The 11962-nt window shown below is 72.0% G+C and carries 10 protein-coding genes; 2 read left to right on the top strand and 8 right to left on the bottom strand.

All coding sequences use genetic code 11. The features are described from left to right. Window positions 1-202: 202 nt before the first annotated feature. Complete coding sequence (locus ACFW5B_RS00915; protein ID WP_386431667.1) at window positions 203-1225, top strand: Lrp/AsnC family transcriptional regulator; 1023 nt, start codon at window positions 203-205, stop codon at window positions 1223-1225. Beyond that, window positions 1222-1953 (top strand): rhomboid-like protein, encoded by a 732-nt coding sequence (locus ACFW5B_RS00920; RefSeq protein WP_386431147.1) that lies wholly within the window; start codon window positions 1222-1224, stop codon window positions 1951-1953. Before ACFW5B_RS00915 ends, ACFW5B_RS00920 begins: the two co-directional genes overlap by 4 nt. Here the strand turns inward: ACFW5B_RS00920 and ACFW5B_RS00925 are convergent. The 8 genes from ACFW5B_RS00925 to ACFW5B_RS00960 form a co-directional block, all read right to left on the bottom strand. Beyond that, window positions 1941-2771, bottom strand: a complete 831-nt coding sequence (locus ACFW5B_RS00925) for an HAD family hydrolase (protein ID WP_386431149.1) — start codon at window positions 2769-2771, stop codon at window positions 1941-1943. The two genes, ACFW5B_RS00920 and ACFW5B_RS00925, sit on opposite strands and share 13 nt — an antisense overlap. Beyond that, the gene (serS, locus tag ACFW5B_RS00930) at window positions 2768-4057 is read right to left on the bottom strand and encodes a serine--tRNA ligase (protein WP_386431151.1); all 1290 of its coding nucleotides are present in this window, start codon (window positions 4055-4057) and stop codon (window positions 2768-2770) included. Before serS ends, ACFW5B_RS00925 begins: the two co-directional genes overlap by 4 nt. Before the next feature lie 754 nt (window positions 4058-4811). Continuing rightward, the gene (gene pheA / locus ACFW5B_RS00935) at window positions 4812-5738 is read right to left on the bottom strand and encodes a prephenate dehydratase (RefSeq protein WP_386431153.1); all 927 of its coding nucleotides are present in this window, start codon (window positions 5736-5738) and stop codon (window positions 4812-4814) included. 266 nt (window positions 5739-6004) lie between these two features. Beyond that, complete coding sequence (gene efeB, locus ACFW5B_RS00940) at window positions 6005-7507, bottom strand: iron uptake transporter deferrochelatase/peroxidase subunit (RefSeq protein WP_386431155.1); 1503 nt, start codon at window positions 7505-7507, stop codon at window positions 6005-6007. Beyond that, the gene (locus ACFW5B_RS00945) at window positions 7504-9798 is read right to left on the bottom strand and encodes a FixH family protein (RefSeq protein WP_386431157.1); all 2295 of its coding nucleotides are present in this window, start codon (window positions 9796-9798) and stop codon (window positions 7504-7506) included. Before ACFW5B_RS00945 ends, efeB begins: the two co-directional genes overlap by 4 nt. A gap of 128 nt (window positions 9799-9926) precedes the next feature. Beyond that, a complete protein-coding gene (locus tag ACFW5B_RS00950) occupies window positions 9927-10376 on the bottom strand; it encodes a copper chaperone PCu(A)C (protein ID WP_386431159.1) in 450 nt (149 codons plus the stop codon). Beyond that, window positions 10373-11017 carry an SCO family protein gene (locus ACFW5B_RS00955; RefSeq protein ID WP_386431161.1) on the bottom strand — a complete coding sequence of 215 codons (645 nt, stop codon included), beginning with the start codon at window positions 11015-11017 and terminating at the stop codon, window positions 10373-10375. The genes ACFW5B_RS00950 and ACFW5B_RS00955 overlap by 4 nt, the downstream gene beginning before the upstream one ends. Before the next feature lie 84 nt (window positions 11018-11101). Continuing rightward, window positions 11102-11872 (bottom strand): YcnI family protein, encoded by a 771-nt coding sequence (locus ACFW5B_RS00960; protein WP_386431669.1) that lies wholly within the window; start codon window positions 11870-11872, stop codon window positions 11102-11104. Between the last annotated feature and the right edge of the window lie 90 nt (window positions 11873-11962).

The following is an 11962-nucleotide window of genomic DNA, read 5'->3' on the forward strand; positions in this document are numbered from 1 at the left end:
GCGACCGGTAACGGCGGGCCCGGCGTCGCCCGCAGGCCCGGCCCGGTCCGCCGGTGCGCGGCCGGTGACTCGTCTGTCCGACGTCACGGTGCGGCGCGCACGGGCCGCGCTCCCAGCCGTCGCGCGCCCGGCGGCGCAATCCGACACGCGTTAGCCTCGAACGGTGAAATCCGACGGGAAGCCCGCGGTGGCGGACCGGGGGATGGGCGCCGCCGGGGCGCCCGGCCGCGCCACCGTTTTCGACGCCCTCGACCACCGGCTGGTCCATGCGCTGCAGCTCGACGGGCGGGCGCCGTTCAGCCGGATCGCCGCCGTGCTCGGGGTCTCCGACCAGACCGTCGCCCGCCGCTACACCAGGCACCGCACCAACGGCACGCTCAAGGTGCTGGGGCTGACCGGTGCGCAGGCGCTGGGCGAGGTGCAGTGGCTGGTGCGGGTCCAGTGCACCCCGGACGCCGCGGTCGCCGTCGCCGAGGCGCTGGCCCGCCGTACGGACACCTCCTGGGTCAACCTGATGTCCGGCGGCACCGAGATCACCGCGCTGTGCCGCGCGGCGAGCAGTGACCACAGCGAGGCGCTGCTGCTGCAGAAGCTGCCCCGTACCCCGAGCGTCATCGGGGTGACCGCACACTGCCAGCTGCACGAGTTCTTCGGTGGCCCCCAGAGCCTGATCAGCAAGTCCGGTGCGCTGACCGACGAGCAGATCGCCCGGCTGAGCCCGCCGCCGCCGGACCCGGCCGCGGCGCCCGTCACGCTCACCGACGCCGACCACCGGCTCTTCGACGCCCTCGCCCGGGACGGCCGCACCCCGCTGGCCGAACTCGCCGCCACCACCGGCTGGTCACCGACCACCGTCCGCCGCCGCTGTGCGGAGCTGCGGGCCAGCGGCGCGCTGTTTTACGACGTGGACTACGACATGGAGCAGTTCGGGTACGGCGTGATGGTGGCCCTCTGGCTGTCCGTCGAACCCGCCCACCTCGCCGCCGCCGGCGCGGCGATGGCGGCACATCCGGAGGTCGCCTTCGCCTGCGCCACCACGGGACCCAACAACCTCTTCGCCTCGGTGCTCTGCCGCAACGTCGCCGCGGTTTACACGTACCTGACGACTCGGGTGGCGACACTGCCCGGCGTACGGTCCATGGAGAGCGCGCCGCGCATCCGGCACGTCAAGGGGCCGGGGCCGCTGTTCTCCGCCGGCCCCGCCGCCCCCGGCCGCCGCCCGTGACCCCGCCGCGCGCTGGCCGTAGGCCCTCCTTCGGCACCCCGGTGGCCTGGGTGAAGGGCTGGGTGCGCAGCAGTCCCGGGACCCATATCTGGCTGCTGGTCATCGGTATCACCAGCCTGGTCGTCGCGGCCGCCTCCGAGGGGCTGGGGCAGTTTCTGATCCACCGGACCAGCAGCAACATCCACGAGCTCAACGAGCATCCGCTGCCGTCGCTGCTCATCAGCGGTTTCTGGATCGAACGGCCCTCGTCGTTCCTGCTCTATGCGGTGATGTTCGAGCTGCTGCACGCCAATGTGGAGCGCTGGACGGGGACCGGGCGCTGGCTGCTGACCGTCGGCGGCGCGCATGTCGCCGCCACCCTCGCCAGCCAGGAACTCGTCCTGCTGGCCATCGAGGGCCACCGGCTGCCGCGCTCGATGACCCATGTCGTGGACATCGGTGTCTCGTACGGGCTGGCGGCGGCCGCGGGGGTGCTGACGTACCGGCTGCGGCCGCCCTGGCGCTACGGCTGGCTCGCCGGGGTGCTGGTCTTCTTCGGCATTCCGCTGCTGACCGGGGCGACCTTCACCGACTTCGGCCATGCCATCGCGCTGCTCATGGGGTTCGCGGCCTGGCCGCTGACCCCGGCGGCGGTCGAGGAGCCGCCGCCGGAGGACGGGACCGGCCCCGGGGAGGAGGCCGGCGGGCCGCAGCGGGAGCGTCGGCCGGAAAGCCCTCAGGAGAGGTAGAGCCGCTCCAGCACCACCGCGACCCCGTCGTCCTCGTGGGAGGCGGTGAACTCGTCGGCGACGGCCTTCAGTTCGTCATGGGCGTTGGCCATCGCGACGCCGTGCGCGGCCCAGGCGAACATCGGGATGTCGTTGGGCATGTCGCCGAACGCGATGGTCTCCTTGGCGGTGACGCCCAGCCGGCGGGCGGCCAACGACAGGCCGGTGGCCTTCGACAGGCCCAGCGGCAGCAGTTCGACGATGCCCTCACCGGCCACCGTCACGCCCACCAGGTCCCCGGCGACCTGACGCGCGGCCAGGGCCAGCGCATCGTCGTCCAGGTCCGGGTGCTGGAGGTAGACCTTGTTGACCGGGGCGGTCCACAGCTCGGCGGGGTCGTCCAGCAGGACGTTCGGCAGCGGGCCCTCCTGGACGCGGTAGCCGGGGCCGACCAGCACCTCGCCCTCCAGGCCGTCCCGGCTCGCGGCCAGATACAGCGGGCCGACCTCGGCCTCGATCTTGGCCAGCGCGAGACCGGCGAGCTGGCGGTCGAGCGTCACCGACGTCAGCAGCCGGTGTTCCCCGGCGTGGTAGACCTGACCGCCCTGTCCGCACACCGCGAGGCCCTTGTAGTCGAGGGCGTCGAGGATGTGCCGGGTCCAGGGCACGGCCCGGCCGGTGACGACGATGTGCGCCGCGCCCGCCGCGGTGGCCGCGGCGAGCGCCCGGCGGGTGCGCTCGGAGACGGTCTCGTCGGCGCGCAGCAGCGTCCCGTCGAGGTCCGTCGCGATGAGTTTGTAGGGCAGCGGTGAGCCCGCGGCCGGAGCGGGGTGGCTCACTTGGCGACGGGCTCCAGGATCTCCCGGCCGCCCAGGTAGGGGCGGAGCACCTCGGGGACGCGCACCGAGCCGTCCGCCTGCTGGTGGTTCTCGAAGAGCGCCACGATGGTGCGGGGGATGGCGCAGAGCGTGCCGTTCAGCGTCGCCAGCGGCTGGACCTTCTGCTTGCCGTCGACGGTCTCCCGCATCCGCACCGAGAGGCGGCGGGCCTGGAACTCGTCGCAGTTGGAGGCCGAGGTCAGCTCGCGGTACTTGCCCTGGGTGGGGATCCACGCCTCGCAGTCGAACTTGCGGGACGCGGACGCGCCGAGGTCGCCGGTGGCGACGTCGATGACCTGGAACGGCAGCTCCAGACCGGTCAGCCACTGCTTCTCCCAGTCCAGCAGCCGCTGGTGCTCGGCCTGGGCGTCCTCCGGCGCGACGTACGAGAACATCTCGACCTTGTCGAACTGGTGGACCCGGAAGATGCCGCGGGTGTCCTTGCCGTAGGTGCCGGCCTCACGGCGGAAGCACGGGGAGAAACCGGCGTAGCGCAGGGGCAGCTTGGCCGCGTCGACGATCTCGTCCATGTGGTATGCGGCGAGCGGGACCTCGGAGGTGCCGACCAGGTAGTAGTCGTCCTTCTCCAGGTGGTAGACGTTCTCCGCGGCCTGGCCGAGGAAGCCGGTGCCCTCCATGGCGCGCGGGCGCACCAGGGCGGGGGTCAGCATCGGCGTGAAACCGGCGGCGGTGGCCTGCGCGATGGCGGCGTTGACCAGCGCGAGTTCCAGGAGCGCGCCGACGCCGGTGAGGTAGTAGAAGCGGGAGCCGGAGACCTTGGCGCCGCGCTCGACGTCGATGGCGCCGAGCAGCTCGCCGATCTCCAGGTGGTCCTTGGGCTCGAAGCCCTCGGCGGTGAAGTCACGGATGGTGCCGTGCGTCTCCAGGACCCGGAAGTCCTCCTCGCCGCCGACGGGGACATCGGGGTGGACGAGGTTGCCGAGCTTCTGCAGCAGCGCTTGCGTCTCTTCCTTGGCCTCGTCCTGGGCGGCGTCGGCGGCCTTGACGGCGGCGGACAGCTCACCGGCCTTCTTCAGCAGCGCGGCCTTCTCGTCGCCGGAGGCCTTGGGGATGAGCTTGCCGAGCGCTTTCTGCTCGGCACGCAGCTCGTCGAAGCGGACGCTGGACGACCTGCGCCGCTCGTCGGCGGAGAGAAGCGCGTCGACGAGCTCGACGTCCTCTCCACGGGCGCGCTGGGACGCGCGCACACGGTCGGGGTCCTCACGGAGCAGGCGAAGGTCAATCACCCCCCCAGGCTACCGGGGCCACCCGCCGCGCTTCGACGCCATATTCCCCCGCGTGGCATTTTGTCCGTTTTGGGGTTGTTTATTCCCTTAGGGGTGAGGGAGGAAAGGCGGTGCGGAATTCCCGTGCATTTCCGGGCGCGGGGGCGGTGGTGGAGGAGTGGCGGAGGCGCCTTCGAGGCGTCCACGATGTGGGATTTTGCGGGGACGGGGTGGATGATCCACTGTGTGGACAGCGGGAGTTGGAGGGGTGCCGGACCGGGGGTCGGGCTCAGGGTTATCCCCTGGAACCCGCCGGTTGTCCACAGGGTCGGGGAGTTTCGGGATTCTTATCCACAGGCTGTGTGTGAGATCTGTGGAAGTCGGAGCCGGCCATTCCGCTCCCGAAATGCTCGGCTATGGATTCTCTGTCCAAACCCTGTTCACGCACTCTTTCGTGTGGGATTGCCTCCCTCTAAAGGATTGAACACGCGAATTGTGCTGACGATGCCCGACGTGGGGTGCTGTGGAGTGGTGTGCGACCAGTAGGGCGATATGTCGACTGTGTCCGACTCCCATGTCGACTTACCCACAGGTCGAGAACTGCGCCTGTGGATAACTTTGTGGATAACCGGGCGGCCGGTCAAAATCGCAGGTCGAGCCGCCCCGCGGGGGCCCGACGGCCCGGCTGTGGAGCATGATCCACCCGTGCAGCACGATCCATCCGTGGAGCGCAGCCGCCCGCGAGGCCCGGCCCACCGTGAACACCGGGCGCCGCTCAGCCCCGCCCGTCCATGCAGCGCGCCAGCCAGTCCGACGCGTCGGTGAACGCCGAGTCCGTCATCTCCGGCCGCACGCTCGCCGCCACCTCGTCCGCCCGCGGGTACGAGCCGAGGAACCGCACCTCTTGGCAGATCCGCTTGAGGCCCATCAGCACCTCGCTGACCCGCCGGTCGGTGAGATGCCCCTCGCAGTCCACCGAGAAGCAGTAGCGGCCGATGCCCTCGCCGGTCGGCCGGGACTCGATGCGCATCATGCTCACCCCGCGCACCGCGTACTCCTGGAGGAGTTCGAGCAGCGCACCGGGGTGGTCCTCGCGCAGCCACAGCACGACCGAGGTCTTGTCCGCGCCGGTGGGCGCGGCGGGCCGGGCCGGGCGGCCCACCAGCACGAAGCGGGTGGCCGCGTTCTGGGCGTCATGGATGTCGGTGACCAGCGGGGTGAGGCCGTACGTCGCCGCAGCGAACTCGCCCGCGAACGCGCCGTCGTAGCGGCCCTCCTGCACCAGCCGCGCGCCGTCGGCGTTCGAGGCCGCCGACTCCCACACGGCTTCCGGGAGTTGCGCCGCCAGCCACTTGCGCACCTGCGGCTGCGCGACCGGGTGCCCGGTCACGGTCTTCACATCGCCCAGCGCCGTACCGGGGCGCACCAGCAGCGCGAAGGCGATCGGCAGCAGCACCTCGCGGTAGATCATCAGCGGCTCGCCGGAGGCCAGTTCGTCGAGGGTGGTGGTCACCCCGCCCTCGACGGAGTTCTCGATGGGCACCAGCGCCGCGGCGGCCTCACCGGCCCGCACCGCGTCCAGCGCCGCGGGCACCGACACCATCGGGGTCAGCTCGCGGGTCGCCGCCTCGGGCAGGGTGCGCAGCGCGGCCTCGGTGAACGTGCCCTCGGGGCCCAGATAGGTATAGCGGCTGGCCGACATGGATAAGGACTCCCTCGCGTAACTGCGGGGGCACCCCGCCGATCTTCTCCCTGCCCTGCCACGATACCCAGCCGCTCCGGCGCCCGGCCGGTACACGGGAATACCGCGTTCCCCCACCCCGTTGTGGCCCCGCAGGGGGCGCTCCCCACCCCTACGGCATCCGTTCGACCCCTCCCCGAGACCCCGCTGCCCCGCTTCCCCGCCCGGCTCCCCGCGCTCCTGGGGTCTCCCCAGACCCCGAGCCCAGCCGCCCGGCCTCAGGGCAGCTACCCCTCCAGCAGCGCCTGCCCGACGTAGCCGTCCGGCTCCGCGGCCGGCGGGACCGCGAACAGTCCGCTCGCCTCGTGCCGCAGGAACGGCGACAGCGCGTCCCCGCGGTCCAGCTTCCGCTGGACCTGGGTGAAGGCACGCAGCGGATCGGCCTGCCAGCAGACGAACAGCAGCCCGGCGTCCGGGGCGCCGTCCTCCCGGAACCCGTCGTGGTACGAGAAGGGGCGGCGCAGCATCGCCGCGCCCTGGTTGGACTCCGGCGCCGCGATCCGCGCGTGCGCGTTGGCCGGGATCACCGGCAGCCCGTCCGGGCCGTTCGCATCCAGCCGCATCGGGGTGGTCTCGGAACCGCCGGTCAGCGGCGCCCCGTTGTCCTTGCGGCGCCCGATGACCCGTTCCTGCTCGTGCCGGGAGTGCTTCTCCCAGTCGTCCAGCAGCATCCGGATGCGGCGCACGACGGCGTACGAGCCGCCGCGCATCCACGCCTGGTCGGCGTCCCGCCCGACGAAGATCCGTTCGTCGAAGTCCTTGTCCGACGGCTTGGGGTTGTTGGTGCCGTCGATCTGGCCCATCAGATTGCGGGCGGTCATCGGGCGTGCGGTGGCGCCCGGGGTGCGGTTGAAGCCGTTCATCTGCCAGCGCAGCCGGGCCCGGCCGGCCGCGTCCTTCTGGAGCGCGCGCAGTGCGTGGAAGGCGACCAGCGCGTCATCGGCGCCGATCTGGATCCACAGATCGCCGTTGCTGCGGCCGGCGTCCAGCGCGTCGGCGGAGAAGTCGGGCAGCGGGTCGAGTGCGACCGGACGCCGCTTCGTCAGGCCCGTACGCCCGAAGAAGCTGTGCCCGAAGCCGAAGGTGACGGTCAGCGAGGACGGGCCCGCGTCGAGCGCGACCCCCGTGTCGGCGTCCGGGGCCCGTCCGGCCGTCAGCTCGCCGGCCGTCCGCGACCAGCGGCGCAGCAGTGCGGCAGCGGCCTTGCGGTCGGTGCCCGGCGCCAGGTCGAAGGCGACGAGATGCCCCTTGGCCTGCAACGGGGTGGTGATCCCCGCCTGGTGCCCGCCGCCCGTCGGCCGGAACGGCACCCGTGCCGAACCGATGCTGGTCAGCGCCTCCGGAGCGTCGTCCCGCGCCGCCGAGACCCCGAGGGCGCCACCGGCTCCGCCGACGACCAGCCCGGCCGCGCCCGCCGCGCCGACGGTGCCGAGCAGCCGGCGGCGGGAGAACTCCCCGACGGGGGGAACGTCCTGCTCCGGGGCCGGGGCCGGGGCCGGGGCCGGGGCGGCGGCGGGGGAGGGGATGCGGGTGCTGTCCGCTGTGGCGGCCTTCCCGGCTCGCCCCTCGGTCACCGTGCCGGAGCCCGCGCCCGAGCCCGCGCCGGGGTTCTTCCCGGCGTTGGCCCGCTTCGCCGTAGTGGCCGACTGCCCGTCGGTCTGCCGCGCGTCGGCCTGCTTCGCGCCGGTCGGCTTGCGGCCGTTCTGCTTGCGGGGGGTCTGCTTGCTCATGAGCCGATCTTCACGTTCTTGATCTCGGTGACCTGGTCGATGTCGGAGGTCCGTACGACCAGCGACAGCTGCCACTTTCCGGGGACCGGCAACTGGACCCCGCTCGCCCGCCACTGTCCCTTGCCGGTGTGCCGGGTGGTGACCGACAGCGGTCCGAGCTTCTTGGCCTTCTCCGTGAAGGACACCTTCACCTCGGGGACGTCCATGGGCTTGCCCGAGGGGTCGGAGATCCGGAGCCGGACCGTGTTGGCGCGGCCACTGCTCCCGGGCGCGAGGTCGACCCGGGCGGTGCCCTTGCCGCGCGGGCCGCCGGTGTCGAACGGGATGCTCAGCGCCTGCGGACGGCCGGGCGCGGGGGCGGACGGCCCGCCCGAGGCGGCCTTGACCGATGCTTCGGTACGGGCCGGCTCGGTGGCGGTCAGCGCAGTGGTGATCACGAGCAGGACGACCGCGACCGATGCCTCGGCCAGCACGGACCGGCGCAACCCCAGCCGCTCCGGGTCGGCGTCCCGCCGCCGCTTGGTCCGCGCCGTACGCAACGCGGCCTGCTGCCGGGCGAGTTGAGCGGCACGGGCGGGGCCGGGTGTGGGGGTGTCACCGGCACCGGAGTCGCCATCGTCGGCAGCAGCGTCATCGGCGGCGGGAGAAGAGCCGCCCCCCGAGCCCGGGTCGGCCGCGACAGCCGCAGCGTCATCAGCCGCGCGAGAAGAACCGCCCTCCGAGCCCGAACCGGCCGCGACAGCCGCGGCCGGGGCCCCGACGGAAACCTTCTCCGCTTCCTGCCCGGCTCCCTGCTCCGCGTCCGCCGCGCAATCAGAGTCCTCCTCCACCGCCCGGAGCTCCGCCGCCGGTACCTCCGCCAGCCGCCCGGTCCACTGCCGCGACATCCAGGCGATCCCGACGAGCACCACGACCAGCGCCACCTTCACCAGCAGCAGCCGCCCGTACGTGGTGTCGACCAGCGCTTGCCAGGTGCCGACCTGCCGCCAGGACTGGTAGAGGCCGGTGGCCACCAGCACCAATACGGAGCCGAACGCGAGCCGTGAGAAGCGGCGGACGGCGGTCCGCTCGACGGGCGGGCCCCAATACAGGGACACGAGCAGCGCCGCCAGCCCGCCGAGCCAGCCCGCGACCGCCAGCAGATGCAGCACGTCGACCGGCATCGCGACGGCGGGCTGCAGCCCGGTCGAGGCGTGTTCGGCCATCGCCCAGGTCGCCGCGAGACCGGTGGCGACGATCACCCCGCCGAGGGAGAGCCCGAAGGTGAGGTCCTTGCGCCGCCTGGCCTGCTCGGCCGCGTCCACCACCGGCTCCGCACCATCCGCCACACCGTCCGCCGCTCCACGACCGGACGCACCCGCCGCAGCTGCTGCCTCAGCTACCTCAGATGCCCCCGCCTCATCCGACCCACCGGCCACCCCCGTCGGCCCGTCCACCTCCGCAGCTTCACCCGTCCCAGCAGCGTCCTCCGCCCCCACCGCTTCATACGCGCGCGCATACGCCCCGAAGAGCACCGCCACGAACAGCGCCGCCGCGGCGAGCAGCAGCAGCCGGGAGACCAGCGCCGCGCCCGGCTTGGTGATCAGGACCTGCTGGAGGCCGCCGAGGTCGAAGGCATCGGCGAGATTCCCGGACCCGGTGTACGGGTTGCGGAGCAGCAGCATCACCACGGTGGTGCCGGTCAGCAGCGCCCAGCCGTACACCACCAGCCGCTGCACGGACCGTACGAGCGCCGCGGCCGGCCGGCAGGCCACTACGAAGGCCGCACCGCCGGCCAGCAGCACGAACCCGGCGTAGGCCAGATAGCGGGCGATCCCGTAGAGCGCGCCCACCAGGCCGCCGCCGGCCTCCTGTTGGGGAACGGGGGCGGTGGTCCTGGAAGGCGCGCCGACCGAGAAGGTGAAGGCGCCGGACACCGGGTGGCTGTCGGCGGAGACCGCCTGCCAGGCCACGGTGTACGTACCGTCGCGCAGCCCGGACGGCAGCCCCGCGCCGTATTTGACGACGGTGTCGCTGCTCAGATTGCGCAGCTTCTTCTCGTCCACCCGCTTGCCCTGCGGATCGAGCACCCGGATCGAGTTGTCGCCCATCGCGACGCCCTCGGAGAAGGTGAGCGTCACCTGCCCGGGGGCGCGGTCCACCACCGAACCCAGCTCAGGGGAGCTGCCGGTCAGCGCGGCATGCGCCGAGGCGGGTGCGGCACCGCCGAGCAGCGTGCCGGCCAGCGCGAGCGCGACGACCAGCAGGCGCAGCACGGCGGACCGTCGCGGCCGAAGCCCGGTGGTGACCATAGTGATCGCTCCCCTTACTCCCGTTGTCTCTCCCGGCCGGTGCGGTGCTGCCGGCCCTGCTGGTTCCTCTTCGGCCCTCCGGCCGGCCTCCTCGGGACCCGTCCTTCTCCCGCCGGGACGTGTCCGCCCTAGTGCTGCTTCGGCTGGTAGTCGGCCGCCTTGACCTCGACCTGCACCCGGACCGGGTCGGCGCCGGTGAAGTGCAGCCGGAGGGTGATGACGTCGCCCTTGGCCGGCTTGTCCTTGAGCCCCATGAGCATCAGGTGGTTGCCGCCGTGGCCGAGCTCAAGGGTGCCGTTGGCCGGGACGGTCAGGGACGTGACCTGCTCCATCTTGGTGCCCACCGTTTTGTGGATCGAGATGTCCTTGGCCACGTTGCTGGTGACCGAGGTGAGCTTGACGGCGGTGTCGCTGTTGTTCTTGACGGTGAAGTACGCACCGGCCATCTGCTGGGTGACCGGCTGCGGCAGGTACGCGTCGGAGACCGCGATCTTCGGGGCGCTGTCCCCGCCGCAGCCCGTCAGCGCGAGACCGGCGGTGAGGGTGAGGGCGGCGGCGAGGGTGGTGCGGCGGTTCACGGGTTCTGCCCCTTGACGATCTTCGGAAGTGCCTTGGTGTAGTGGTCGGAGGTGGCTTCCTGCATGCCCATCCAGTGGATCTTGTCGTCCTTGGGGGAGGTCAGCAGCACCTGCGCTCCATGGGTGGAGACGACATCGCCGTTCTTCTTCTTGACCGGCTTCTCGATGCCGATGTTCACGCTGCGCGCACCGGCCTGAATGGTGTCGAACTTGCCGGTCAGGCCGGTGAAGTCCTTGTTGATGCCGCCGAGCCACTTCTTGAGGGCGGCGGAGGTGTCGCGCTCCGGGTCGGAGGTGACGAAGACGACCCGCAGATCCTTCTGCTCGGCCTTGGGCAGCTGCTTCACCGCGACCGCGATGTTGGCCATGGTCAGCGGGCAGACGTCCGGGCAGTTGGTGTAGCCGAAGTAGATCAGCGTCGGGTGGCCCTTGGTCTTCTCCAGCAGGTCGTACTTGTCGCCGTTGGTGTCGGTCAGGACCAGGTCCGGCTTCGCCAGCGGACTGTCGAGCGTGACGATCGGCTTGCTGGAGCTACCGCCGGACACTTCCGCGGCGGGCTTGCTGTCGTCCCCGCCACAGGCGGTCAGGCTGAGGGCCGCGGCCGCCGTGAGGGCGGAGGCGAGCAGGGTTGTTCTACGCATTGCAGATGAATCCCGTGAGTTGAATCCCGTTTGTCCGGGGATGGGCGTCGGACCGGCGCCGGCCGGGCGCCGGCCCGTCCGTGATCAGGCGCTGCGGCGCCGGCCGGCGAAGAGGCCGAAGCCGACTCCGGTGATGCCGACGACGATGCCGACGGCGCCCAGGACGCGCGCCGTGGTGTCGCTTCCGGAGGCGTCCGCGGCGGCCGCCGCGTTCTTGACGTGGCCCTTGCCGCCGCTCTTGTCATCCGCACCGGCGGCGCCGTGGCCGTCCTCCTCGGCCGCGGTGAGCTTGAGGACCGGCGCCGGGTTCTCCGGCTCCGGGGCGCCCTCCTTCGTCGGCTCGATCCAGCGCACGACCTCCTTGTCGTCGTACGTCTGGAGGGCCTTGAAGACGACCTGGTCGGCGTCCTCGGGCAGCATGCCGACGGAGACCGGGAACTGCTGGAACTGCCCCGGCTCGACGCCCTTGTCCTCCGCGGTCCAGGTGATCTTCGAGGGAGCCTCGCTGATCTTCTCGCCGTGCATGTCGAGCGGCTTGGCCAGCTTGGTCTTCTTCACGTCCACCTTCCAGCCGGGCACCGGCTGGGGCATGACGGACGCCAGCGGGTGGTCGGCCGGCAGCGTGACCTCGAGCTTCACCGTGGAGGCGTCGTCCCGCTCATTGGGCACCTTGAAGTTGACGGTCGCATAGCCGCCCTTGGGGGCGTCGCCGGACGGCTGCACGCTGACGTGCGCGAAGGCCGGGGCGGCGAGCAACACCACACCGCCGACGGCGGCGGCGCCCACGAGCGGCAGCCGCCGCGCGAGCCGCCGCGGCCGCGAGGCGTCCGACTGCTGCTGCGGTGTCTGCGTCATCTTCGAGATCTTCGACATCGGGAAAACACTCCACAGGAAGGAGAAAACTGCTGGTGACGGTGTAGCTGGCGCGCGTGCGGCGACGGCGCG

Origin of the sequence: Streptomyces sp. NPDC058773 (genome assembly GCF_042746015.1) — a bacterium.
In the GTDB taxonomy this organism is placed as follows: Bacteria; Actinomycetota; Actinomycetes; order Streptomycetales; family Streptomycetaceae; genus Streptomyces.